Here is a 26,217-nt window from a genome sequence, read left to right as displayed (position 1 = left end):
CGGCAATGATTGATTGGCGCGAAATTGATACCGTGCTGCTGGATATGGACGGTACGCTGCTGGACCTACACTTTGACAGCCACTTCTGGTTGGAGCATCTCCCGCGCCGTTATAGAGAGCTTCATCAGCTTGATGAAGCATCTCAAAATGCACTCCAGCAGCGCATTATGGGCGAACAGGGCACGCTAAACTGGTACAGCCTGGCGTACTGGAGCCGAGAACTGAATGTCGACGTCGTTGCGCTCAAACGGGAAGTGCAGCATTTAATTGGTCTACGTAGCGATGCACTCGACTTTTTAACGTGGCTAAAGCAGTCCCATCCCCGAGTGATATTGGCCACCAACGCTGATAGAGCCAGCCTATCGCTTAAATTGCCGTTAACAGGGTTGGAAAACTACTTGGATGCCATCATCTCCTCTGAAGATGTAGGGGCAGCGAAAGAGGAGCAGGCATTTTGGTTTGCACTGCAAGACATCGAACCTTTTGACCCGGCCCGTACCCTGTTTATAGACGATAACTCCCGCGTGCTGGAAAGCGCCCGCGAATTTGGTATCCGGCATTTGTTGGGTATTAAACAGCCAGACAGCCAGCGCCCTGAAAAAGAGCTGCAGGAATTTATCGCTTTGGATCGATTTGCCCAACTGCTGCCAGAAAACCTACCAGGGCAGCAAGGAGAGCGTTAATGAGCGACGCCGTTCGCTTGGATAAGTGGTTATGGGCAGCGCGGTTTTTTAAAACCCGCGCGCTCGCTAAAAAAGCCATTGAAGGTGGCAAGGTGCATTACGACGGTGCGCGTGCCAAAACCAGTAAAAATGTCGAGTTGGGAGCGCTTATTCGCGTGCCTCAGGGGTGGGACATTTACGAGGTCGAGGTAACAGAGCTTTCTGACCAGCGTCGTGGTGCGCCTGAAGCACGAAAACTCTATGCAGAGACCGCCGAGAGTACCGAGCGGCGCGCCCGTGAGACCGAAGCCCGCAGGCTTACTAATCAAGCCATGCAGCACCCCCTCAAACGGCCTGATAAAAAGCAGCGCCGCGATATACAGCGCTTTCAGCGTCAGCCCGGCGAGTAGCCGACGTTTCCTGCCTTGGGCTGTCTTCACGGCCAAGGCAGGCTAGCCCGCCAAGCGCCCATTTTAAGTACCCTTTTACTGCAGGACCTTGTTATGTCTGATCAAATTCAGCGGTTTATGTTTGACCAAACCAACGTACGTGGCGAAATCGTAACGCTAGCCACTGCCTACCACGAAGTGCTCACGCGCCACGCGTATCCGCCCGCCGTTAATGAGCTGTTGGGTGAGCTGTTGGCCGCTGTCGCGCTACTAACCGATACCATTAAGTTGGACGGCACCTTAAGCATTGAAGTGCGTGGCCAGGGCGTGCTGTCGCTATTAATGGCGGAGTCCAACCCAGGCGGTGAGCTACGTGCGATTGCTCGTGTGGCGGAGGATAGCCACTTGCCCAGCGAGCGGGCAGACTTTCGTGAATTGGTCGGAGAAGGGCAAATTGTCATTACGCTCGACCCGCGTGAAGGCAACCGCTACCAGGGCATTGTCGCGTTGGATCACGAAACGCTCAGTGGCTGTCTGGAAGCCTATTTTGGAAAATCCGAACAGCTGCCTACTCGCTTGTGGTTAGCGGCAGACGGCGAGCGTGCCGGTGGCTTGCTGCTGCAGCGCCTGCCTGATGCCTCGCAAAATCAGGATGTCGATGCGTGGGAGCGCAGCGTCGCGTTGGCCGATACGATCAAACCTGAGGAGCTTTTGGGGTTAGAGCAGCGCGAAGTGCTTTATCGCCTTTATCATGAAGAGACGGTTCGGGTCTTTGATCCTAAAGCCCTGCGTTTTGGCTGTACCTGTTCGCGGGAGCGAATGGCGGGAGGATTGATCACGTTAGGGGCTGCTGAACTGCGCGATATTGTGCGTGAAAAAGGCGCTATTGATACGCAATGCCACTTCTGTCACACGAAATATCACTACACTGCGGCTGATGTTGAGACATTATTGGAGAACCCGGATGCGCCATCACCGGTTATTCACTGATTATGTAGTCGTTTATCAAGGTGCTGATTAACAGGTTTCTCTCGTAAGGGGCAGCAGTTACAGCGCTTGTAGCGATTCCAGCCTAAAAACATTTGAAAACTTACTGCGCTGCAACAAGGAGTGTTGTGTATTTGTAGTAGTTTAACTACAAAATGTTTGGTCAAAGCCCCCGTTTCCCGGGGGCTTTCTTTTTGTAATAATGCGCCTGACTTCAGCACCCCCAGCACAATGTATGTTGTTGGGGCGACCTTTTTTGGCGGCGTTAACAGCGCCCGGTAACGAGAAAATGGCCGCAAGGCCCAGGAATCAAAATGACCACGACTCAAGCCGCTCCCCAAGTCCATGTGAATCTTAGCAGCGCCGAATTAATCGAGCGCGCCGTGGCCCGTGGTGAAGGCCGCTTGTCGGCGGATGGCGCCTTGGCCGTCAATACTGGCGTACGGACGGGGCGTTCGCCAGCTGACCGCTTCATTGTCGATGAGCCGTCGACGCGTGACAGTATTGATTGGGGCAGCGTCAACCGCCCGTTTGATGCCGTTAAATTCGATGCCCTATGGGCGCGGGTTGAAGAGTATCTAAGCCGTCGTGAGTATTTTGTATCTGAGCTGCATGTGGGTAGTGATTCCACCCACTATCTGCCGGTTCGCGCAACCACTGAAACGGCTTGGCAGAATCTTTTCGGTCGCACCATGTTTGTACGTCCGAGCGCTTACAACCCAGCGGGTAAAGATGAGTGGGTCATTCTCAACGCGGCAAATTTTGAGTGCGAGCCGGACCGTGATGGCACCAACTCTGACGGCTGCGTCATTATCAATTTCGCCGAGAAAAAAGTGCTGATCGCCGGTATGCGTTACGCAGGCGAAATGAAAAAAGCCATGTTCTCGGTACAGAACTTCCTGCTGCCAGCGTCTGACGTGTTGCCGATGCACTGCTCGGCCAACGTGGGTGAAGATGGCGAAACCTGCCTGTTCTTCGGTCTTTCTGGTACGGGTAAAACCACGCTTTCCGCTGATCCGGCACGTTACCTGATTGGTGATGACGAGCACGCTTGGGGCGACGGTATCGTCTTCAACATGGAAGGTGGTTGCTACGCCAAATGTATCGACCTTTCCGAGAAAAACGAGCCGGTTATCTGGAACGCGATTAAGTTCGGCACGGTGCTTGAAAACGTGGTGCTCAATGACCGCCTCGAGCCTGACTACGCCGACGACAGCCTGACGCAGAACTCGCGTGCCGCGTATCCGCTTGAGCATATTGAAAAGCGCGTGCCGGAAAACCTGGCGGGCGAGCCCAATGCCATCGTCTTTTTGACCTGCGATATGTCAGGCGTATTGCCGCCGGTGTCGGTGCTTTCAAAAGAAGCCGCGGCGTACCACTTCCTTTCCGGTTACACCGCTAAGGTTGGCTCTACCGAAATGGGCTCTTCAGAAGGCTTGGCCGCTACGTTCTCTACCTGCTTTGGTGCACCGTTCTTCCCACGCCCGGCGCGTGAGTACGCGGATCTTCTGATCAAACGTGTTGATAAGAAAGACGCTCAGGTTTACCTGGTCAATACCGGCTGGACGGGCGGCGCGTTTGGGGAAGGCGGTTCACGCTTCTCTATCCCGACGACGCGCGCGATTATCAGTGCGATTCAGTCAGGCGTGTTGCGCGATGTAGAAACCCGTCATATCGAAGGCTTGAACCTTGACGTGCCGGTCGCCGTGCCAGGCGTTGATTCCAGCCTGCTTGACCCACGCGATACTTGGCAAGACCGCGCTGCCTACGATCAGCACCTGCAAGAGCTGGCGACTAAGTTCGTGGATAACTTCAAGAAGTTTGAAGGGGTGAGCGAAGCGATCCTCAAGGCAGGCCCGCAGTTGGGTTGATATTGAGTAGGGTACAAAGGCACGTCTTCCAGAAAGCCGCCTCATTTTGAGGCGGCTTTCTGCGTTGATGAACGGCGGGTAAAGGGCAAGCCTTTGCTGAACAATGCCTGAATACTGCAATTGTGTTATCGGTATCGCTGTACATTGGGTACTCATTAGTGTGTATTGTTGACATAACCTTAATCATGATTAAGGTTAAGTATGCCGTTGATGGTCTCTAGAGGTAATAACGTAAAGAGAAATACCGCACAGGGAGACAGCGTACGGCGGTAATTGCCTCTATGGGTTTTTAAACGACAGTGTTTTATCAATTCGATATAACGTATTAGCGAGAACTGTAAAAATCCTTCAGTGGATTTTTTTAAACGTAGTTTTTCAAAGGCTATTGATTTAAAAATGCTTATAAGCATGGAATAAACGAAACTTACAGAGAATAAAAGAGTATTCCGAGCTGATGTTTAACGCAGTAGTATCAGGCGCAGCCACGCTATCAACGGTAGCTAATTGCGCTCAACCGTTCTGGCATGATGATCATGCTTCAGTATGGAAGCAGAGCTGGTAAATGGCTTCCATGATAACTGTCCAGAGCTGAATGAAATATGCCATTGAAGAGGCAGGCGAATGGGGCTATCTACTGGAATGAAAGCGGATATCGAAAGCGCGTTAAAGGCAGGCATGGAGGCGGGGCAAGCAGCGCATGGAGGTAAGAACGCTGATTATATCCCCTATCTAGCCTCTGTTGATCCTGAGCTGTTTTCACTTGCCATCATAACGGCAGATGGCCAAGTCTATACCGAAGGGGATTGCGACTACGCGTTTGCAATTGAGTCGATCTCAAAAGTATTTACGTTGGCGATGGTCATGGAGCATATTGGCCCTGATGCTGTTCGCGATAAAATTGGAGATAGCCCAACGGGACTGCCTTTCAATTCCATCATCGCACTGGAGTTAAATAACGACAAGCCGCTCTCTCCGCTTGTCAATGCTGGCGCTATAGCGACGGTAAGCCTTGTGCCCGGGGAGAGTGCAGACGAATGCTTTGAAGCTATTCTCCAGTGCCAGTGTGAATTTGCGGGACGAGATCTTGCCATGAGTGCCGAGATTAATGCGTCTGAGCAGTCTACCAACGCCCATAACCGGGCTATCGCATGGCTGCTTGAAAGCGCTGGTGCGTGTTATAGCGACCCGGTACGCACTGTCGATGTCTATACACGGCAATGCTCTACCCTGATTAATTGCAAGGATCTTGCCACGATGGGAGCAACGCTTGTTGCAGGTGGTATTAATCCGTTAACCAACCGACAGGTCATGGATGCGCGTTATGTCCATTATATATTGGCTGAAATGATGATGGAGGGACTTTACACGGCTTCTGGAGACTGGGCTTATGAGGTAGGCTTGCCCGCGAAGAGTGGTGTTGGTGGGGGAATTCTCGCTGTCATGCCGGGGCAGCTCGCGATAGCCGCTTTTTCTCCTCGCTTGGATGAGGCTGGCAATAGCATTCGTGGTCAGGCCGCTGTCAAGGCTGCTGCGGCATCGCTGGGTCTCAATCTCTTCAAGGCTCCTTGCTAGTAAATGCCTTGAAGAAAGAAGGTTACTGTTCATGGCAATAAAGGGGCGGCCACTACCTGAACGGTCTTTTATCCCTATTGCTATAAAGGGAGTCTTGTGCAGATAAAGCGGTAGTAGGCTGATTGTGATACCTTGTCAGCACTAAAAAATGCTGCATGAGTTAGTTGCAATTTATGGATGTCAATCAGCGAATTATTTCCCGCTTAGCCGACGAGCTAGGTGTGCGTACCCAGCAAGTAGCGGCTACGGTAGAGCTCTTGGATGGCGGTGCCACCGTGCCGTTTATTGCCCGTTACCGTAAAGAAATTACCGGGGCATTAGATGATACCCAACTGCGTCAGTTGGATGAGCGGTTGCGCTATCTGCGCGAGCTTGAAGAGCGCCGTGCCGCTGTCCTGGAAGCCATTGATGAGCAGGGCAAGCTGGATGCATCGCTCAAGGCGAGCATAGACGCGGCAGAAACCAAGCAACGCCTTGAAGATCTCTATTTACCCTTTAAGAAAAAACGCCGCACAAAGGCACAAATCGCGCGTGAAGCGGGGCTTGAGCCGTTGGCGGATGCGCTGTTGGCGAACCCCGCGCTTGACCCTGAAGCGGAAGCAGCCGGCTACCTGCGCCCGGCAGAGGGGGATATCCCCGCCGTTGAAGATGCCAAAGCGGCGCTGGACGGCGCTAAACAAATCCTGATGGAGCGCTTTGCCGAAGACCCCGAGCTAATCGGTCGGTTGCGCGAGCGCCTCTGGCAAGAGGGCGAACTGAGTGCCCGTGTGCTGGAGGGCAAGCAGCAAGAAGGCGCTAAGTTTGCGGATTACTTCGAGCACGATGAAAAGCTTGCCAAAGTGCCTTCACACCGTGCGCTTGCCATGTTCCGTGGCCGCAATGAAGGCGTGCTGAGCCTCGCTATTCGCTTGCCTGGTGAAGATGATGCGCCTATTCATCCCGCCCAGGTGGCCATTGCCAAACACGTCGGCATTAGCGATGAGGGCCGCGCTGCTGATAAATGGTTGGGCGAGGTGGTCCGTTGGACATGGCGTGTGAAACTCTACACAGCGCTGGAAACCGAGCTGCTGGGGCGTTTGCGCGAGCAGGCTGAGCAAACTGCCATTGAAGTATTTGCCGCCAATCTGAAAGACCTGCTGCTGGCCGCTCCCGCTGGGCAAAAAATTACCCTGGCGCTTGATCCTGGTTTGCGTACCGGTTGCAAGGTGGCGGTCATTGACGCAACCGGGCAGTTTATCGACCAGGCGACTATTTACCCGCATGCGCCACAAAACCGCTGGGATGAGTCGCTCAGCGTGCTGGCTAAGCTCGTTAAGCAGCATGGCATTCAACTGGTTGCTGTTGGGAACGGCACCGCCAGCCGTGAAACCGACAAGCTGGCAGGGGAGCTACTGAAAGCACTGGCGCCCGAGTATCGGGTCAGTAAAGTGATGGTGTCGGAAGCCGGGGCGTCTGTTTACTCCGCTTCGGAATATGCTTCTCGTGAGCTGCCGGATCTTGATGTAACAATACGCGGCGCGGTGTCGATTGCTCGCCGCTTGCAGGACCCACTGGCTGAACTGGTTAAAATTGAGCCCAAGTCGATTGGCGTAGGCCAGTATCAGCATGACGTTTCTCAGGTACAGCTATCGCGTAGCCTGGAGGCTGTCATTGAAGATTGTGTTAACGCCGTGGGGGTTGACCTTAATACGGCGTCAAGCGCGTTGCTCTCACGAGTGGCAGGCCTAAGTGCTGCGATAGCTGAGAATATCGTGGCCCAGCGTAACAGCCTTGGTGCGTTTAAAAGCCGTAAAGCACTGCTGGATGTTAGCCGCCTGGGGCCCAAAACCTTTGAGCAGTGCGCAGGCTTTTTGCGTATCAGCAATGCGGATAACCCGTTGGATGCAAGTGCCGTTCACCCGGAAGCCTATACCCTGGTTGAGCGCATCGCTAAACAGAGTGGCCGTGATGTTAAAGGCTTGATTGGCGATAGCGCTGCGCTGAAAGCGTTAAAGCCCGCTGATTTTGCCGATGAGCGCTTTGGTGTGCCCACGGTCAGCGACATTCTGAGCGAGCTTGATAAGCCGGGCCGTGACCCACGGCCTGAATTCAAAGCCGCAGAATTCCGCGAGGGCGTGGAAACGCTCAAGGATCTGAAGCTGGGCATGGTGCTGGAGGGCACCGTGACGAACGTAACGCCCTTTGGTGCGTTTGTAGATATTGGCGTCCATCAGGATGGTCTGGTACATATCTCTGCACTGTCTGATCGCTTTATTGACGACCCGCGTAGCGTAGTTAAAGCGGGTGATATTGTGTCGGTAAAAGTGATGAGCGTGGATATTGCACGTAAGCGGGTGGGGCTTTCCATGCGCCTGAATGATGAGCCGGAACGCGAGCAAGAGCGCGCGTCATCAGCCGTTAATAAAGGGTCGCAAAAGCCACCACGTAGCCAACGACCTGCCAGTAAGAGCACGGAAACTTCGGCGCCAATGGGGGCGCTGGGGGCGGCATTGCTGAAAGCCAAGCAGGGCAAGTAGACGCATACGTTGAGTGCTAACGTAACTTGAAGGCTTGCGTGGCTTGAAAATACATGTCTTGAAAATACGTGGCTTGAAAATATTAGGGTTGCCGCCATATCCTGCCTTTTATTATTGATGGATATGCTGGCGATGCCACCTGATTTCACCATGGCTCGTCCAAAATGGGCCTTACTGACAAGGAGTGTTCACCTTGCCTGAACCACTCACTGTGCCATCTTCGTTGACCTCCCAGGTTGAGCGCTTGTTGCCCAGCGCGCGCTTGGGCCGCATGGGTCGCTTACGCCGCGGGCTGGAAAAAGAAGGGCTGCGGGTTGATGCAAAAGGCCATATTGCGCAAACCCCGCACCCAAATGCTTTGGGCTCCAAGCTAACGCACCCGCATATCACCACCGATTATTCAGAAGCGTTGGTTGAATACATTACCCCGGTGTATTCGCAGCCGCGTGAAGCCTTGGCCTTTTTATCGGATCTGCACACCTTTACCTATCAGCACCTTGATCAGGAGTGGATCTGGCCGGGGAGTATGCCGTCACGGCTTTCAGGTAATGACAGCGTGCTCATTGCGGATTACGGCTCTTCCAACGTAGGCACCATGAAGCACGTCTACCGTAAAGGGCTGGACGTACGTTATGGGCGGATCATGCAGGCAATTGCTGGCGTACATTACAACGTCTCGTTACCTGATGATATGTGGCACGCGCTGCGCGAGCTGGAAGGTGCGAATAATATCCCGTTTAACGACTATCGCTCGACGCGCTATTTTGGCCTTATCCGTAATTTTCGACGCCATAGCTGGCTACTGCTTTATCTGTTTGGCGCTTCGCCTGCGGTAGATAAAAGCTTTTTTCCTAACGGCAACGTGCCTGAAAAGTTGAAGCCACTCAACGACGATACGTTTTATGCCCCGTTTGCTACGACGCTGCGTATGTCGGATCTAGGCTATCAAAACAAGGTCCAGGCTCAGCTTAAAATCTGCTTTAACTCGTTATCCAACTATGTGAATACGTTGCGCCATGCGATATCAACGCCGTGGCCGGATTACGAAAAACTCGGGGTTAATGTAGAGGGCAACTGGCAGCAGTTGAATGCCAATATTCTCCAGATAGAGAACGAGTACTACAGCGATATTCGTCCCAAGCGCGTCGCCAAGCATAACGAAACGCCTAGCCAAGCGCTTGAGGCGCGCGGTGTTGAGTATATTGAAGTGCGCTGTTTGGACCTGGATCCCTTTGACCCGCTGGGCGTCACCGAGACGCAGATGCGCTTTGTAGACACCTTCCTGATGTGGTGTTTACTCAGCGATAGCCCGTGGATTTCTGATGATGAGTGCGACCGCCTGGACGACAACCGTCGTTGGGTGGTGGAGCGCGGCCGTGACCCAGAGTTAACGCTGATTCGTAATGGCCAGACCACCTCGGTTAGTGAGTGGGGCGAGCAGATTTTTGCAGAATTGCACGAAGTCGCCCGCCTGCTGGATGCTGTGGAAGACGATGCGCCTCACGCGGCAGCACTCAAGGAGCTGGCCCCGCGTTTGCGAGATCCTTCGCTGACGCCCTCGGCTCAGCTGTTGGCGCTTATGAAAGAGGGTAATGGTTCGTTAAGTGATACGCTGCTTGGGCTGGCCAAGGAGCAGAGCGAAAAGCTTAAAAATACACCCATGCAACGCTCACGCGAAGCCTTGCTTGACCAGTTGATTGAGACCTCGCATCAGCAGCAGAAAGATATAGAAGCGGCAGACCAGGAGAGTTTTGCTGACTTCCTCGATACGTACTTTACCAAAGCGCGTGAATCGCGCGCGTTGTCTGCGTTACTACTTGAGGAGAGGCAATGAAGCCCACAGCACTTCGCCCCGTGGCCCTTGCAGGCTTGGCATTTTGTGTCTTGATGATGGCCGTCGCGCTGGGCCTTGAGCATATTATGGGTCTTGAACCCTGCCCGCTGTGCATTTTTCAGCGCGTAGCGGTCATTGCTGCAGGCGTGATCTTTGCGGTTGCGGCTATCCACAACCCAAGCGGCTGTGTGGGAAAAGGCATTTACGGCGTGTTGGGGTTGATAGCGGTATCCGCCGGAGCGTTTATTGCAGGTCGTCATGTGTGGCTGCAAACCCTCCCGGCCGACGAGGTACCGTCCTGTGGCCCAGGCCTTGGCTACATGATGGATATCTTGCCCATGCAGGATGTCGTTGCCATGGTGTTGACCGGCTCGGGTGAGTGCGCCGAGATTGATTTTACGTTCATGGGAGCTTCTCTGCCTGCCTGGACATTCCTCGGCTTTGTTATCCTGGCGCTTGTACCTCTGCGGATATTGTGGCTAGCTATCAAGCGGTAGATGGCTGTTTGTGCGGCCAGCGTTTTGGCTGGCCGCGAGTATCAAGGAAACGGCCCCTAATAGAATTGACAGAGAAAGGTGGAAAAGCGAGCCTTACTCGGTTGTAGGTGGCTATTAGCAAGGAGAAGCCCATGCTCGAAGATTGCAAAAATGCCCAAGAGCGCTGGGGAGGCGTTCATGGCTTGATTGACCGCTGGCTGGAGCAGCGCCGCGCACTTTTGGTGAGTTTTATCGAGCTAAAGGATGCCTGCGACACTGAATTAGAAGCCGTTAGCAAAGAGCGCATTGATACCTTTAGCCAAACACTAATGGATTATATCAGCGCTGGGCATTTTGAGATTTACCCACAACTCGCGGAAGAAGCGAAAGCCTTTGATGATGAGAGTGCGCTGCACATCGCATCACGGCTTTTAGAACGCCTTGAGATGTCTACGCAAATGGTGCTTGAGTTCGACCAGGATTACGAGTCACCTGTGCGTAGCCAGCAGCATTTGGTGCGGCTACCCGCCTGGATTGACCGCTTGGCAAAAGGCCTCACTGAGCGTTTTGCGTTAGAAGATCAACTCATTGCCCGTTTACACGCCGCCAATACCCCCAATTAAACCGTTTTCGGCTTAATTGCTTGTTACTTAGCGCCAGATATAAGCACCCATGAAGGTGCTTTTTGCCGAGCCCCTCTCGAATGATATTCCCTGACTCCCTAGTGTAACTGGGCGATACCTGCTGCTTAATTGAGGCTAAACGAGCCAATACTGTTTCTTTTTATGAAGGAGACGTTTACGTAAGTTGATTTGGTAATAAATAAGCTATAGTTTGCCTGAAGTGTGGTTTAACTATTAATAAGATGAGGAAGAGTAGTATGCGACGTTTTTCCAAGCCTTGTTTAGCAGGTTTTTGCCTATCGGCGATCAGTATCGCCCTCGCGCCCACAGTGGCCGCATGTACTTCCCTTCTTTATAGCGACGTAAATGACAAATTTTATGCAGGTCGTACCATGGAGTTGCCCATGGAGCTACCTTATAAAGTGTCCTACTTTCCAGCAGGTACAAGCTTTGGCTCGCAGGCTGACAAACATCACGTGCTGGACTTTACCGGCCAAAACGCTTTTGTCGCCGTTACGGTGCCGGACCCCGTATCAAAAGATTTAAAAGTAGCTGAAGGCGTTAACGACAAGGGTTTGACGTTTGGCTTGCTGGCGTATGCCAGCACCGAAGGCCCCGCCGATATGGTTAACAATACGCAGGCGGTGTTGGCAGCTATCGACCTCGGCGCCTGGACGCTTTCTCAGTTTTCTACCGTTGACGAAGTAAAGCAGGCGTTAGAAGAACAACCTGTTATGGTGACGTCGCTACTGCCGATGGGCGTGCTGGATACGCCGTTTCACTACACGTTGCACGATGCCACGGGCAAATCCATCGTGATTGAGTTTGCCAATCACGAGCAGAATGTTATCGACAATCCGCTAGGGATCATGACCAACGGGCCAGAATTTTCCTGGCACATGACCAACCTGAATAACTACACGTTTTTAAGTAACATTGACCAATCAAAGCTGGAACTGAGTGGGGTAAAACTTGCTCAGCCTGACTCAGGAATTGCGACGGCCGGGCTGCCCGCATCAAATACGTCAGTTGGGCGCTTTGTCCGCGCTATTTACTACTCCCAGTTTGCTGAAAAAGCGGAAAACGCAGACAACGCCATCACTACACTTGCCCATGTCATGAATAACTTTGACCGGCCGCGCGGTATTACCATCGACAACCGGTTCCGCGATTCGATTGAAAATATTGCTGCCCCCGGTGTTAACAATGACCGTGTCTATACCTCGGAGTACACCTCCTGGACGTCACTGATTGACCTTCAACAGCGGACGCTTCACCTACGCTCTTACGATAGCCTTAACTACATCCATTTCGATCTGGATGAGCTCACGGATATTGATGAGATCCGTCATGTTGAACTCAAGGATGTGGTTCATGGCCCGCAAGATGCCACGCTGGCCCTGAGTCAATAAGCTAGCGTTTACAGAGCTGGTGTTTACAGAACTGGTGCTTATAAGAGAAAGGGGGCCGCTCAAACGGCCCTGTGTTCGTCTGGCCGCTACGGCTTGTGGCGGTGTAGTTTGCCACCCAGCACCAGCATGCAGGGCGTCAGCAGGAGGGTAAGGGCGGTCGCGAAGGTAAGTCCTCCGGCAATGGCGCTCGACATCTGTGTCCACCACTGCGCTGAAGGTGCGTTGAACCCAAGTGACGGTGCGAACAGGTTGACGTTCATGCCCAGTACCATCGGCATCAAACCCAGTACGGTGGTGATTGCCGTTAACAGCACAGGGCGAAGCCGCAAACAGCCTGCTTCCAATGCGGCCTCGCCCGGTGCCATCCCTTCAAGACGTAGCTCATTATAGGTATCGATTAATACGATATTGTTATTCACCACGATACCGGCCAGCGCAATGACCCCCATGCCGACCATCACAATGCCAAATGCCTGGCCCGTGATCAGCAGCCCTATCAATATTCCAGCTGTCGAGAAGACGATGGCCGAAAGCACTAGAATCGCTTGGTAGAAGCTGTTGAATTGAGTCACCAGGATCAGCGACATCAGCCCAATAGCGACAAAGAACGCGCTAATCAAGAACTGCATCGCCTCTAGTTGGTCTTCCTGTTCACCGGCTACATTCACCATCAAATCATCGGGCAGCTTGTCTTGCGCTTCCTGAAGCAGCGCCCTTAAGCGTTCATCTGCCAGATACCCCGGCGCCAAATCAGCTTCGACGGTAATGGCTCGGCGCCCATTAATACGATTAAGTGTGCCTACTTTGGGTGCCGGAGTAATCTCCACGAAGTGAGAAATAGGCACCTGCCCGCGCGGTGTGTTTATCGTCATGCGGCCGAGTTGGTCGAGTGAGCGCCAACCTTCCGGTAACCGGATACGAATATCGACCTCATCACTAACGTCAGGCGGCCGGTAGCTGGCCACCTGTAAGCCGTTGGTAAGCAGTTGCACCGCACTGCCAATGGTCGTGATATCAGTGCCCATGCGCGCGGCCGCTTCCCGGTCAACATTGACCTGCCACTCCACGCCTGGCAGGCTACGGTTATCCTGAATGGCCACGAAGCCCCCGAGTTCATGCATGATGGCTTGTAACTGGTCCACCCCCGCATCGGCAACGGCTGGGTTCATGGCGCTGACTTCCAGAACGATAGGCTTTCCGCCTCCTGGCCCCATCTCCTGCTCCTGGAACTCCAGGCGAATGCCGGGAATGTCGCTGGCGCGTTCGGCCATGTCGGCCAAAATTTCTCGGGAGGGGCGGCGTTCATACCAATCAATAAACTGAAACTGGAGTACGCCGATAACATCGTTCCCCAGTTGCTCGTTTGGAACAGCAAACGAACGCGCATAGAGCGCTTGTACTTCGCTCATCCCTGATAGTCGTGCCTCCACGCGCTGAACAATGGCATCCGCCTCCAGAGCAGAGAAGTCGCCACGGGCGCGTACCAACACCTGGGCGCTGTCCGGCTCAACGTTGGGGAAGAAGTCGACCCCGTGATTGAGGCGTCCGTAGGCTGTGTAAATTAACGCCAGCAGCAGCACGGCAATGATAAGTACCCAGCCAGGGCGGGCCAGTAGGCGGGAAAGTAAGCGCCGGTAGGCGCGCCCCAGCCGAGTACTTTGGTCGGGGCGAGCTCCGCCCTGTGTCGGCTCGGGTGCCGTACGGGTAAACAGTCGCCCAAGCGTGGGTAAGAAAATCAGCGCCATGGCCAGCGACGCCAGTAAACAGAGAATAACGGTTGCAGGCAGGTACTTCATAAACTGACCGACCATGCCGGGCCAAAACAGCAGGGGGATAAACACCGCAAGTGTCGTGGCGGTAGAGGCGATAACTGGCCAGCTCATACGTGAGGCGGCATTCAGCCATGCCTGGTGAGGCGATTGCCCTTCGCGCAGATGACGATCCGCCAGCTCGCTCACCACAATTGCCCCGTCTACCAGCATGCCCGCGACCAGAATCAAGGCGAAGAGCACCACAATGTTGAGCGTGAACCCAAATGCCCAGACCAGCAGAATACCGGTTAAAAAGGCGCCAGGAATAGTCAGGCCCACCAGAAGCGCCATGCGCAAACCCATCACAGCGACCACCACGATGAGCACCAGTACTACGGCGGTCAGCACGTTATTGAGAAGCTCCGAAAGCATATCCTCAACCGTGATCGATTGGTCGAGAATGGTGGTGATATTTAACTGCTCGGGCAGCAAATCACTTGCCTGGTCGAGTGTCTCGCGCACCGCAGCAATGGTGGCAATAATGTTGGCGCCAGCGCGTTTGGATATTTCCAGTACCACAGCGGGCTGGTCATCAATACGCGCAAAGCCTGCGGGGTCTTTAAAGGTGGGGTGAATCCAGGCGACGTCGCCAAAGGTAACAACGCGGTCCTCATCCACCTTCACCGGCATATTCATAACATCTTCAAGCGACTCGATAACGCCGGGCACCTTCAATGCCATACGGCCTGCACCCGTATCCAAGCTGCCCGCCGCTACCAGCCGGTTATTATTGGAGACGATGTTAAATAGCTCATTGAAATCGATGCCGTAACTCTCCAGCACCAGTGGGTCGACCACGATCTCCAGCAAGTCCTCCTGTTCACCGCCAATATCAACTTCCAGCACATCAGCGATGCCTTCAATCTCCTCCTTTAGGCGGCGCGCCACGGTAATCCGTTCCCGGGTATCCAACTGCCCGGAGAGGCCAATACTAAGTACCGGAAATTCCGATACATTAACTTCCATAACCCGCGGTTCATCCGCTTCGGAAGGTAAGTCGCTGCGGGCGATATCAACGCGGTCACGTACGTCGGAAAGCGCCGTGTCAGGGTCAAAGCCTGGGTCAAACTCCAGTGAAATAGAGGCGTGGCCTTCGTTGGATTGGGCAGTGAACTTGCGCAGTCCGGCAATGCCACGCAGTTCCTGCTCCATAGGACGAATCAGCAGGCGCTCGCCATCCTCCGGGCTCACACCCTCCAGCGTTAGCGAAACGTAAATCAGCGGAATCGTAACGTCGGGGTTGGCTTCCTTGGGAATGACCTGCCAGGCAACCACGCCTGCCAGCAGCAGGCTAACCAGCAGAAACAGCGTGGTGCGCGTATGGTGAAGCGCGGCATCAATCAACTGGCGCATTAGCGGGCCTCGGATGCAGCGTCAACAGAAACAGGCTCGACAACCTCACCTGCATTCACCAGGCCAGCGCCTAGCGTGATCAAGCGCACCTGATCGGGCAGCCCACTTACGTAGGCACTTTCAATCGTCGCGCTAACCAGCTCCACCGGCGTCTCAATCACTTCGTTATCGGCATTGATATGCTTGATAGTCAGCTGATTTTCATGCCCAAGAGACAGCAGAGCAGGCGAGAGACTGTGTACAGATCGGGGCGGCAAGGTAATCGTAAGCTCCGCGCTACCGCCGGACATGGGCAGCTGCAAAGGGTTATCCAACGTCGCTTCGACATAGAACGTACGCGTCGCTTCATTGGCCCGGCGGCTAATAAAGCTCAGCTCGCCATCAAGATGAGCGCCATTGAGCAAGCGAGCCGTAACGGGCAGGCCGACGGCCAAGTCACCTACTTGCTGTTGAGACACCCAAGCGGTGCCGGTTAAACGGCGATCATCTACCAGTCGTCCCCACTCTTCGCCGGGTTGAACGAGATCACCCAATTCAACCTCAATACGGTCCAGCGTGCCGCTAAACGGGGCTTGAGGGCGTGAGTCGGCCAGCTGTTTTTCAAGCTGAGCGACTTGCGCTGCACTCGCGCTTAACGAGGCTTGTAAACGCAGCAGTTCGGGCTGGGAAATAAGCTGACGATCACGCAAATTCTGGGCGCCGGAGTATTCGGCTTGGGCGAGCGAAAGTTCATCGCGGGCTTGCTGCAGGCGTTCCGGCAGGGCGTCGTTATCCAGCACAAGTAGCATATCCCCGGCCTCAACAGAGCTCCCTTGGGGAATAGGTTTTTCAACGACAAACCCGCCGACGTTGGCGCGCAGGGTGACCTCACGCTCGGCAGTTAGCTGGCCTTGAACCAATTGCTGAGGGATGTAGGGCATGCTGTCGAGTGTCATCACTTCAACGCGAGGGCCGCTTACGGAGCTACTTTGTGCCTCGGGAGGCGCGGCTTGAAAGCGCTGAAAATCGCCCAGCACTAACCAAATGACCAGACCTAATACCAGTAAGCTGGCCAGAATATAAGAAGAGGGAAGTTTGCGCATAAGGGGGGATATATCCCTGGCAACTGTGTGCAACGACACATGAACAAGAAAAAAGGTGCAGCGATACAATAGCGCAACCAACGGCTTGCAGCGAGTGGTTGGCAGGCCCGATGAAGGCAAAGTCACCGTATGGATGATTGAGTTTTTGCATGACTGCGCATAACATCTTGGCATCTTGAGTTCTGTCGACCCATTTGAAGGCGAACCAACCAAGGAGCAATGATGAAAGATCCAGTACGTATTGCGATTACCGGCGGTGCCGGCCAGATCAGTTACTCTCTTATTTTCCGCATCGCCGCTGGCGATATGCTGGGGCCGGATCAGCCTGTCATTCTTCAGCTGCTCGAAATTCCGCAAGCAATGGACGCGCTGAACGGCGTAGTAATGGAAGTCAACGACTGCGCCTTCCCGCTGGTACAAGACATTGTTGCCACTGACGATGCCAACGTTGCATTTAAAGATGCTGACTTCGCCCTGTTAGTCGGTGCGCGCCCGCGTGGTCCGGGTATGGAGCGTAAAGATCTGCTGGAAGCCAACGCCGCGATCTTCTCTGTACAAGGTAAAGCGCTGAACGATCACGCTAGCCGTGACGTTAAAGTGTTGGTGGTGGGTAACCCGGCCAACACCAACGCGCTGATTGCTTCCTGCAATGCGCCGGACCTGGACAAAGGTCAGTTCACTGCAATGACGCGTCTGGACCATAACCGCGCCCTGACGCAGCTGGCCCAGAAAACTGGCAAGCACGTGACCGACGTTGAAAACATGATCATCTGGGGCAACCACAGCGCGACCCAGTACCCCGATATCGCTCAGTGCAAGGTTGACGGTAAAGCGGCGTTTGATCTGGTTGAACGTGACTGGTACGAAAACGACTTTATCCCGACGGTACAGCAGCGCGGCGCGGCCATCATCAAAGCACGCGGCGCGTCTTCTGCCGCCTCCGCGGCTTCTTCTGCCATCGACCATATGCACGACTGGGCGCTGGGCTCCAAAGGTATCGTCAGCATGGCGATTCCGTCTGACGGCAGCTACGGCATTGCCGAAGGCATCATCTACTCCTACCCGGTGCGTTGCCAGGGTGGCAAGTATGAAATCGTTCAAGGCTTTGAGCTTGACGAGTTCAGCCAAGAGAAGATGAAAGCAACCGAGAAAGAATTGCGTGAAGAGCGCGCAGCCGTTGAGCACCTGCTCGGCTAAACGCTCGGCTGGCTCTGCTAGCTAATGCAAACCCCGCAAGCACTGCTTGCGGGGTTTTTTATTGCTGTTATTTAGCCAGGGCGGCTTGGCGCCGCCATTCGCGGGTGCCTTGCCGCTCGTTCCTCACGGCGCGTTACCGCGCGCTACGATGTACGCGGCCATTTGGGGGATTCTCGTAGTGCGTGGTAAGCGCAGCGCACCCGCAGCGGCGGCCCGGCGCAAAAGCAGCGTGCAGCGGTGCCGGGGTCAATGCGGTGGCACATCCGGGGCGTCGTACCGCCGCCATTCGCGGGTGCCTTGCCGTTCGTTCCTCACGGCGCGTTACCACGCGCTACGATGTACGCGGCCATTTGGGGGGATTCTCGTAGTGCGTGGTAAGCGCAGCGCACCCGCAAAAGCAGCGCGCAGCGGTGCCGGGGTCAATGCGGTGGCACATCCGGGGCGGCTTGACGCCGCCATCCGCGGGAGCCTTACGCAGCCACCTAGCGGGGAATTCTCGTTAAAGCACTAATCACGAAGGCTCATGATTCGCCATTGGCGCTGTTCGGCTACCTGGCGAAGGGTGTCGTCCGGGTCAACGGCTACGGGGTGATCAACCTCTTCAAGCAGCGGCAGGTCGTTATGTGAGTCGCTGTAGAACCAGGCGCCGTCCAGCGTAAAGTCCTTGTCTTCTAACCATTCATGCAAGCGGGTAATTTTGCCTTCCCGATAACTGGGGATGCCGGAGACGCGCCCGGTATACCGGCCATTCTCCATTTCCGGATTCACCGCGATCAAATAATCAACGCCCAAGCGCTCAGCAATGGGGGCGGTAATAAAATGGTTGGTCGCGGTCACAATAAGTAGCGTGTCGCCCCGGGTGCGGTGCCGCGCCAATAGCTCTTCGGCCTTGGGCAAAATATGCGGTTCTATCTTGCTGGCCATAAATTGCTGATGCCAGGCCGCTAACTGTTCGGGCGTGTTATCCGCTAACGGTTTAAGTGCCACTTCCAGAAACGCCGCCATATCCAGCGTGCCAGCCTTGTAATCGGCCATAAAACGCTCATTGGCTTCGCGATAGGCGATGGGGTCTACAGCGCCTTGCTCGAGTAAAAACTCACCCCATGCATGATCGCTGTCGATGGATATCAGCGTATTATCCAGATCGAAAATAGCCAGGCTCACGGCGCTCCCCTTGTGGTCGATTGTCGTTTGAAATTTATAGGTATGAACGGCAAAACAAAGGGGCGGATTATCGCAGAGTCCTTGGTTCTTTCCCACCCGAGCCGCGCACGCGTTCACGACTTAGCGTTATATTGTATTGATACGCTTGTCGCCCTTGTGGAAAAATGGGGATAACTGAAAATTTAATAAGGTGATGTCCGTGATCGACGCTGACGGCTTTCGCCCCAATGTTGGCATTATAATTGCCAACAGCCAGGGGCAGCTGCTTTGGGCGCGTCGTGTAGGACAGAATGCGTGGCAGTTTCCCCAGGGAGGCATTAACGCAAGCGAAACACCGCAACAGGCTCTTTTTCGTGAGCTTTTTGAGGAAATCGGCCTAACCGCCGATGATGTTGATATTATCGCCTGTACCCGGGGATGGCTGCGCTACCGTCTACCACGACGCATGATTCGTACCCATTCACGGCCAGTGTGTATTGGCCAAAAACAGAAATGGTATTTGCTAAAAATTCGCTGTCAGGAAAATCGAATTTGTATGACGGCAACGCCCAAACCTGAATTCGATGGTTGGCGGTGGGTGAGCTATTGGTACCCACTCGGGCAAGTGGTACCGTTCAAACGAGAGGTGTATCGGCGCGCGCTAAGAGAGCTTTCTCCCCGCGTTCAGCGCTTGGCACAAGATGATGAAAGATAACGTGCTCCACGGCTCTGGATGAGCGGTGAAAGTCTGTCGAAAAGATCCTCAGCGAGGCAAACAATGTGAAAAGTAAAACGTCCATGCTTGAGGTATTGCGTCGTGTTATTCAGGAAGTAAATGGTGCACGCAACCTGGACGTCGCGCTGTCGACGATGGTGCGTCGTATCCGTAAGGCCATGCAGACCGATGTGTGCTCATTCTACCTTTATGATAAAGAGCTTGAGTCGCTCGTTTTAATGGAAACGATTGGTCTGCGTACTCAAGCGGTAGGACACGTTGTGCTGCCGTTAGGGGAGGGGCTGGTGGGCCTGGTAGCCAAGCGCAGCGAGCCCTTGAACCTGGAAGACGCGCGGCTCCACCCTCATTTTCGCTATTTTGAAGCGACGGGTGAGGAGCGCTATTCCAGTTTTCTAGGCGTACCGATTATTCACCAGCGTCATATGCTGGGTGTGCTGGTTGTTCAGCAGGCTGAAAAACGCCGCTATGATGATCAAGATGAAGCCTTCCTGGTCACCATGGCCGCTCAGTTGGCAGGCGTGCTGGCTCATGCGCTGGCAACGGGTAACCTTGCGCGGCCTGCATTACCGGGCGGGCAGGCCATGTTTAAAGGGGTCGCAGCGTCACCCGGTATTGCCATGGGCGAGGTGGTCGTTATTACGCCACCGGCTGACCTTAATAGCGTGCCAGACCTTATTCCCAATAATGAAGCGTATGAAATTGCGCGTTTAAAAGAGGCGATCGGTAAAACGCGCGATGAAATTCGTGCAGCGGCCGAGCGTCTAGCCAGTCGAATCTCCACCCAGGAGCTGGCGCTTTTTGATGTTTACCAGCAAATGCTGGGGGAGGCAGCCCTTTCTGAAGAGGTCGAAAAGCGTATTCGTGAAGGGCAGTGGGCGCCAGGTGCGCTGGCCGATGTGGTGCGGCGCCACGTTCAATATCTGGAACGGGTAGATGACGATTATCTCCGCGAGCGCGCTGCGGATATTCGTGATTTAGGCCGCCGGGTATTGGCCCATTTGCAAGAGGGAGCGCCTTCAACGCCTGAAACCTACCCCGATAATGCCATTTTAGTGGGCGATGAAATTAGTGTCGCCATGTTGGGCGAAGTGCCGCGAGAGAAGCTCAAAGGGTTGGTTTCTGTGCGAGGTTCAGGTACATCGCACGTTGCCATTGTCGCCCGTGCTATGGGTATCCCCACGGTATTGGGCATGATGGATTTACCATTGCCACGCTTAAATGGCGCACCGGTTGTATTGGATGGTCACCGTGGGCGGCTGTTTGTTCGTCCGTCGGCTGAACTGACGTCGCGTTATGAAAGCTTAATTGCGGAAGAGCAGGCGTTAAGCGAGCTTCTGGAGCATGAGCAGGACCTGCCTAGTACGACCCCGGATGGCCATGAAATGCCGCTTATGGTCAATACGGGGCTAGCGGTAGATGCCACCGCACTGCTTAAAAGCCGTATTGCAGGTGTTGGGCTTTATCGTACGGAAGTGCCGTTTATGATTACTGAGCGCTTCCCCGGCGAACAAGAACAGATGCGTATGTATCGCGAACAGTTGGAAGGGTTTGCGCCCTTGCCCGTGGTGATGCGTACGCTGGATATTGGGGGCGATAAAGACCTGCCTTACTTCCCTATTGAAGAAGCCAATCCTTTTTTAGGCTGGCGCGGGATGCGGGTAACGCTGGATCATCCTGAAGTGCTCATGGTGCAGCTGCGTGCCATGCTCAAGGCTTCTCATGGTTTGAACAACCTCTATGTGCTTTTCCCGATGATTACCAATGTTGAGGAAGTGGATGAGGCGCTGCGACTATTGGATCGCGCGATTATTGAACTGGGGGAAGAGGGCATCATCATAAAGCGTCCCAAAGTGGGCGTGATGATTGAGGTGCCGGCGACCATTTATCAAATGGATGCGCTGGCAAAGCGGGTCGACTTCTTCTCTGTGGGTAGTAACGATCTAACCCAGTATTTGCTGGCGGTTGACCGTAACAATGCACGGGTTTCCAGCCTTTATGATGCGATGCACCCAGCACTTTTATGCGCCCTGCAGGAACTTTCCCAGGATGCCAAGCGGCTTAATAAACCCATTTCTTTATGCGGAGAATTGGCCGGTGACCCGGCGGGGGCGCTGTTATTGATGGCTATGGGGTTTAACACGCTTTCAATGAACGCCCCCAGCTTACCCAAGGTGCGTGCGGCCATTCGACGCGTGACACTTCAGGATGCCAAAACTCTACTGGCTGAAATCATGGACCTGGATACGCCTTCCCAGGTACACGAGCATCTTAATAAGCGCATGGACGAGTGGCAGCTTTCGCATCTGTTGCCTCCACGCGATTAATGCTGCTGCCTCACTATATGGCCAGGGTCGTTTCGCCTTTGAAACGACCCATGGGCCCAAAGCGTTGTTCGGTGATGTCTATATGGCCTTGGTGATCAAGCGTTAACCAGCTCGTGGCGCGCGTGCCGTAAGTCTCGCCCAGAATAAACGCGGCAGAAAGCCTTCGCTCAAGCGCAAGCTCAACACCTGTCTTGGGTAGCTGGGAGTCCGGCGCTTGTTGAGTATTATGCAGCGCTTGGCCCAAAGGAGAGCGCCAGTTATCCAGCGAGCTTTGCGCTAGTGCTTCTCGCACGCTTTGCACTTTTGGCCAGGGAGTGTTCAATTCCGCATTAGAAAGGCCATGCACGCCGGGCGGCACATCGCAGAGCGTAATGCCGTGCTGGCCGCGATGGAGATACCAAAGTCGCTCTGTGGTGGCGACTAACAAATTAAACCCTGCGTAGCGCTGAGCTTTATGGTGAGCAAGGTCGGTTAGCCACTGCTCAATATTGCTGCACTGAAGCGCATTAGCGACAAGTTCGCCCCGGCTGGGCGCATCGGCTGGTGTCATCATCGCAAGGTCGCGTACATTGGTAAGCGCTGCGACTCTACCGCCTCGTGTGGCAGCAAGCCATGAGCCGCCTGCTTCAAGGTCACGCCCGCCTAAAATGGAGGGGACGTCATCCCAATAGCCTAAAGGCGCCGTTGGCCGGACATGACGTTCATCACGATTACCTGCCAAGCGTAAGGGCAGCGCTGTGCCAGGTTGCCAAGCGAATGCCATCAAGCACATAGTGAGTCCTCAGCATTGGTCATTATCAACAAGCTCAGCATGACAGCTTAAGGGCATCGTCGTACACTTGTGCGAGTAACGTAACGCTCATCACCTCATCGGGGTGAATTGTCTCTAGCCAATCAGGAAGGCGCGAACGCATGCAACGCAATCGCGAAGAGCATTTCTGGAACGCCATCATTTGGCCTATTCTCTGGCCAATATTGCTTATCCAGGCAGCGTTAATCGTACTGTGCATGCTGGTTGGACTCGCCGTTTGGTGGATGTCGCCTACACAGGTGCCATGGAGCACCACCTTGTGGATGGCGCTTGCACTGCTATTGGGCAGTTCCATGAATGTATCCGCCTTTCTGATGCTGGTTAAAGTACGTACAAAACAGGAAGAGGCCTATTTTATACAGGAACTGGACGAGCTTGAACGGCATAGTGAGTCGCTGCGTTTTAGTGTCTTGCAAATGTTGCCTGACAAAAAGCACACCCTACCTGAAATCAGCAGGGCGCCTGTTCGACCGCTGAGACGCCTGGCCCAAATGAATGAAATGTTTTCAGGGCTTGGGCGCTATATTGAAAGCGCTCAGCGATCACGCCACCCCGCCGAGCAAGTAAAAGAAGATCAGGCACTGTTGGATGATATTCATCATCAACAGCAGCAGCTAAAGCGACTTGTCGCCGGGCGTGACCGGGCTCGAGAAGAATCACGTTTAAAATCAGGTTATTTAACACTGCTTCAGCGTGAAACTGATGACTTGAATGAGCATTTAGGACGCATTCTGGAAAGTGACGAATGTTCGCAGTGTCGCCATCAGGTCGTGGATATCCGTGAGCACTTGGCGGATGTGCGCACGTTGCTGACCAATCTGGTTTATCAAAGTGTTAATGAAGACGACGTGACACCTGCCAATACAGTATCAAACCACGTTTTACGCGTGCTTGTGGTTGATGATGGTCCGGTTAACCTGATGCTGGCGCGGCAAATGCTGGAAGTTCACGGGTTAGATGTCGAGGGTGTAAGTAGTGGCGAACAAGCGCTTGAGCGCCAACAATCTACCGCGTTTGATTTAGTATTTATGGATATTTTTATGCCTACTCTTGATGGCTTAGAAACCACCCGGCGCTGGCGGGCTTATGAACAGGCAAGCGGAAAGCGCCCTAGCATCCTGATTGCGCTAACGGCCAATGCGGACAATGCAGGCATTGCCGAATGCAAAAAAGCAGGTATGAATGACTTGCTCACCAAGCCTTATCAACCTGAAAAATTACTGGGAATGATTTCCAAATGGCTGCCCGATAGCGCAATCAAGGCACTTGGCCAATGAGTGTGATGGCTATCTTGCTGGGTTACTTAGCCTTGGGCGCGGCTGCAGGTACGATGGCGGGGCTCTTTGGTGTCGGTGGTGGGATTATTATCGTTCCGGTGCTGGTCGTTGCATTTGGCCTGCAAAACATACCGCCAGAGATCACCATGCATCTTGCCGTAGGCACGTCGTTGGCCACTATTGTCATCACCGGGGCCTCCTCTGCGCTGGGGCATTTTCGTCAAGGAAGTATTTATCGGCCCTGGTTTCTAGCGTTGCTCCCGGGTTTGATGGTGGGCGCCATTGGCGGCGTGTTTATTGCGGGTAGTCTTTCGGGTGGCGTATTGGGCACGCTCTTTGGCATCTTTGTTCTGCTGTTAGCAACCAAGATGGTTTTTGGTCTATCGCCCAAGCCAGACTCTATTGCCCCAGGCAAATTTGCGATGGTCGTGGCCGGCGGTATAGTAGGCGCCATATCCGCTTTATTTGGCATCGGCGGCGGCGCAATGACGGTACCATGGTTGTCTCGGTGTGGGGCCACCATGACACAAGCCGTAGGTACCTCTGCTGCATGCGGGCTGCCTATCGCATTAGTGGGCGCCATTACCTTTATTGTAATGGGGTGGGGTCATCCCCTCTTGCCTGCCTGGGCCACTGGGTTTGTGATGTGGCCTGCTTTTTTTGGCATTGTCGTCACCAGCGTACCGTTTGCGCGTGTTGGCGTTCGCCTGGCCCATGTGTTACCTGCTCATGTATTAAGGTTGTGCTTTGCGCTGCTGTTGGCTGTGGTCGGTCTACGCTTCGTTTTGGCTTAATTAGGGTTTGTATGAAAAGTCGCTGAGCGAAGGCCAGGCAAGGCAAAAATCAGCGAAAAAACGGAGTTTACATGTGTAAATGAGTATTTTGAGCTGATTTTTAACGCCGCATGGTCGAGCGCAAGCAGTTTTCGTGCAAAGCCTAGTGTAGTAATGGTCATGGTGACTTTCTTCTTCCTCCGTAATTAGAGTATTTCAATGATGAATTACCCAGCAATTGACCCTGTGGTGTTCTCCCTCGGGCCGCTTCAAGTGCATTGGTACGGCCTTATGTATGTCGTGGGGTTTATCGCCGCGTGGTGGTTGGGCTGTCGGCGAGCTTCTCGGATAGGGCTTACTAAAGATGATATTGGTGATCTGATATTCTACTGTGCGATAGGTGTGGTCGCAGGTGGGCGGCTGGGGTATGCACTTTTTTACGGATTAGGGCAGTGGTCGGCTGACCCGCTATGGATCTTCCGGGTGTGGGATGGCGGCATGAGTTTTCATGGCGGATTGCTCGGTGTACTGTTGGCAGCCTGGTGGTTTGCGCGCCGCAAGCAGCTTGCCTTTTTTACCCTGACGGATTTTATTGCTCCGCTGGTTCCCATTGGCTTGGGCGCTGGTCGAGTGGGCAACTTTATTAACCATGAGCTTCCCGGGCGAGTAACATCGTTGCCGTGGGGGATGCCGTTCCCCGGGATGGGGCCAGAGCCACGCCATCCCTCAGCGCTTTACGAAGGCCTGCTTGAGGGGCTGGTGCTGTTTGTGATTTTGTGGTGGGTATCTGCCAAACCCCGCGCGCGAGGGTTCATTTCAGGGCTGTTTTTACTCGGCTACGGCGCATTCCGCTTCCTGGTTGAATTTGTCCGCATGCCCGACGCGCATATTGGCTACCTTGCATTCGGATGGGTCACCATGGGAATGTTGCTGACAGTGCCCATGGTCGCGCTAGGATTAGTGCTTATGGCATGGTCACGCTCGCAACCGGTGGATGCCAAGGTTTAAACGTCAGTAGTGAAGTAAGTGCCAAAAGCAACGGCGCGTCACACCCAAATAATCAAAAAGTTAGCCAATTTGTAGCGCGTGGTAAGCGCAGCGCACCCGCGAGAGCACCGCGCAGCGGTGCCAAGATGCAGAGAGGTGCCAATGGGCGTCGTACCGCCGCCTCCCGCGGGTGCCTTGCCGTTCGTTCCTCACGGCGCGTTACCACGCGCTACATAATAATCAATGAGTTAAGTGAATTTGTAGCGCGTGGTAAGCGCAGCGCACCCGCGGAAGCACCGCGCAGCGGTGCAAGGGTAAAAGAGGTGCCATTGGCGTTGTGCCTTACGGCTTGCGGATGCTTCATCAGTCATTAACCCCTCG

At 54.1% G+C, this 26,217-nt stretch carries 21 protein-coding genes; 17 read left to right on the top strand and 4 right to left on the bottom strand.

The features are described from left to right. Positions 1–5: 5 nt before the first annotated feature. The 10 genes from yrfG (at position 6) to ACT3RU_RS14975 (ending at position 12,342) form a co-directional block, all read left to right on the top strand. Positions 6–683 carry a GMP/IMP nucleotidase gene (yrfG, locus tag ACT3RU_RS15020; protein ID WP_193057367.1) on the top strand — a complete coding sequence of 226 codons (678 nt, stop codon included), beginning with the start codon at positions 6–8 and terminating at the stop codon, positions 681–683. Further along, positions 683–1,072, top strand: coding sequence for a ribosome-associated heat shock protein Hsp15 (gene hslR, locus ACT3RU_RS15015; protein ID WP_193057368.1), 390 nt, complete (start codon positions 683–685; stop codon positions 1,070–1,072). The genes yrfG and hslR overlap by 1 nt, the downstream gene beginning before the upstream one ends. A gap of 93 nt (positions 1,073–1,165) precedes the next feature. After that, positions 1,166–2,041: an Hsp33 family molecular chaperone HslO gene (gene hslO / locus ACT3RU_RS15010; RefSeq protein WP_193057369.1), complete on the top strand. Its 876-nt coding sequence runs from the start codon at positions 1,166–1,168 to the stop codon at positions 2,039–2,041. Between the two features lie 311 nt (positions 2,042–2,352). After that, positions 2,353–3,909 (top strand): phosphoenolpyruvate carboxykinase, encoded by a 1,557-nt coding sequence (locus ACT3RU_RS15005; protein WP_483392831.1) that lies wholly within the window; start codon positions 2,353–2,355, stop codon positions 3,907–3,909. Positions 3,910–4,530: 621 nt separating this feature from the next. Further along, positions 4,531–5,481 (top strand): glutaminase A, encoded by a 951-nt coding sequence (gene glsA / locus ACT3RU_RS15000; RefSeq protein WP_483392830.1) that lies wholly within the window; start codon positions 4,531–4,533, stop codon positions 5,479–5,481. A 173-nt stretch (positions 5,482–5,654) separates the two neighbouring features. Further along, positions 5,655–7,997 (top strand): Tex family protein, encoded by a 2,343-nt coding sequence (locus ACT3RU_RS14995; RefSeq protein WP_483392829.1) that lies wholly within the window; start codon positions 5,655–5,657, stop codon positions 7,995–7,997. 193 nt (positions 7,998–8,190) lie between these two features. Next, a complete protein-coding gene (gene gshA / locus ACT3RU_RS14990) occupies positions 8,191–9,831 on the top strand; it encodes a glutamate--cysteine ligase (protein ID WP_483392828.1) in 1,641 nt (546 codons plus the stop codon). Further along, positions 9,828–10,328 (top strand): disulfide bond formation protein B, encoded by a 501-nt coding sequence (locus tag ACT3RU_RS14985; RefSeq protein ID WP_087105715.1) that lies wholly within the window; start codon positions 9,828–9,830, stop codon positions 10,326–10,328. Before gshA ends, ACT3RU_RS14985 begins: the two co-directional genes overlap by 4 nt. A gap of 131 nt (positions 10,329–10,459) precedes the next feature. Continuing rightward, positions 10,460–10,930 carry a sigma D regulator gene (gene rsd / locus ACT3RU_RS14980; protein WP_483392827.1) on the top strand — a complete coding sequence of 157 codons (471 nt, stop codon included), beginning with the start codon at positions 10,460–10,462 and terminating at the stop codon, positions 10,928–10,930. Between the two features lie 242 nt (positions 10,931–11,172). After that, entirely contained in the window at positions 11,173–12,342 is a 1,170-nt protein-coding gene (locus ACT3RU_RS14975; protein WP_483392826.1) for a linear amide C-N hydrolase, read from the top strand. Between the two features lie 86 nt (positions 12,343–12,428). On the opposite strand, the gene ACT3RU_RS14970 is transcribed toward ACT3RU_RS14975, so the two are convergent. Together ACT3RU_RS14970 and ACT3RU_RS14965 are read right to left on the bottom strand one after the other, a co-directional pair. After that, positions 12,429–15,506, bottom strand: a complete 3,078-nt coding sequence (locus tag ACT3RU_RS14970) for an efflux RND transporter permease subunit (protein WP_483392825.1) — start codon at positions 15,504–15,506, stop codon at positions 12,429–12,431. Next, positions 15,506–16,588, bottom strand: coding sequence for an efflux RND transporter periplasmic adaptor subunit (locus tag ACT3RU_RS14965; protein ID WP_483392824.1), 1,083 nt, complete (start codon positions 16,586–16,588; stop codon positions 15,506–15,508). Before ACT3RU_RS14965 ends, ACT3RU_RS14970 begins: the two co-directional genes overlap by 1 nt. Positions 16,589–16,810: 222 nt before the next feature. Between ACT3RU_RS14965 and ACT3RU_RS14960 the strand changes: the two genes are divergently transcribed. Continuing rightward, entirely contained in the window at positions 16,811–17,785 is a 975-nt protein-coding gene (locus ACT3RU_RS14960) for a malate dehydrogenase (protein WP_216657922.1), read from the top strand. A 61-nt stretch (positions 17,786–17,846) separates the two neighbouring features. Next, a complete protein-coding gene (locus ACT3RU_RS14955) occupies positions 17,847–18,296 on the top strand; it encodes a hypothetical protein (protein WP_483392823.1) in 450 nt (149 codons plus the stop codon). Here ACT3RU_RS14955 and ACT3RU_RS14950 read toward each other — a convergent pair. Next, on the bottom strand, positions 18,293–18,949 hold the full coding sequence (locus ACT3RU_RS14950) for a histidinol-phosphatase (RefSeq protein WP_192527991.1): 657 nt from the start codon (positions 18,947–18,949) through the stop codon (positions 18,293–18,295). The two genes, ACT3RU_RS14955 and ACT3RU_RS14950, sit on opposite strands and share 4 nt — an antisense overlap. Positions 18,950–19,148: 199 nt before the next feature. On the opposite strand from ACT3RU_RS14950, the gene ACT3RU_RS14945 reads away from it, so the two are divergent. Both ACT3RU_RS14945 and ptsP read left to right on the top strand, forming a co-directional pair. Next, positions 19,149–19,643, top strand: coding sequence for an RNA pyrophosphohydrolase (locus tag ACT3RU_RS14945; RefSeq protein WP_087105735.1), 495 nt, complete (start codon positions 19,149–19,151; stop codon positions 19,641–19,643). Between the two features lie 83 nt (positions 19,644–19,726). Next, a complete protein-coding gene (ptsP, locus tag ACT3RU_RS14940; protein ID WP_483392836.1) occupies positions 19,727–21,988 on the top strand; it encodes a phosphoenolpyruvate--protein phosphotransferase in 2,262 nt (753 codons plus the stop codon). A 13-nt stretch (positions 21,989–22,001) separates the two neighbouring features. On the opposite strand, the gene ACT3RU_RS14935 is transcribed toward ptsP, so the two are convergent. Beyond that, on the bottom strand, positions 22,002–22,760 hold the full coding sequence (locus tag ACT3RU_RS14935; protein WP_483392822.1) for an NRDE family protein: 759 nt from the start codon (positions 22,758–22,760) through the stop codon (positions 22,002–22,004). A 140-nt stretch (positions 22,761–22,900) separates the two neighbouring features. Between ACT3RU_RS14935 and ACT3RU_RS14930 the strand changes: the two genes are divergently transcribed. The 3 genes from ACT3RU_RS14930 (at position 22,901) to lgt (ending at position 25,857) form a co-directional block, all read left to right on the top strand. Continuing rightward, the gene (locus ACT3RU_RS14930; protein ID WP_483392821.1) at positions 22,901–24,076 is read left to right on the top strand and encodes a response regulator; all 1,176 of its coding nucleotides are present in this window, start codon (positions 22,901–22,903) and stop codon (positions 24,074–24,076) included. Beyond that, on the top strand, positions 24,073–24,870 hold the full coding sequence (locus ACT3RU_RS14925) for a sulfite exporter TauE/SafE family protein (protein WP_483392820.1): 798 nt from the start codon (positions 24,073–24,075) through the stop codon (positions 24,868–24,870). The genes ACT3RU_RS14930 and ACT3RU_RS14925 overlap by 4 nt, the downstream gene beginning before the upstream one ends. 198 nt (positions 24,871–25,068) lie before the next feature. After that, positions 25,069–25,857 (top strand): prolipoprotein diacylglyceryl transferase, encoded by a 789-nt coding sequence (lgt, locus tag ACT3RU_RS14920; RefSeq protein ID WP_483392819.1) that lies wholly within the window; start codon positions 25,069–25,071, stop codon positions 25,855–25,857. Positions 25,858–26,217 lie beyond the last annotated feature (360 nt).

The organism is Halomonas sp. TP35 (genome assembly GCF_052375975.1).
GTDB classification, from domain to species: Bacteria; Pseudomonadota; Gammaproteobacteria; order Pseudomonadales; family Halomonadaceae; genus Vreelandella; species Vreelandella citrativorans.
Note: the sequence above shows the minus strand (reverse complement) of the source record. Positions and strands in the feature narration are given on the sequence as shown.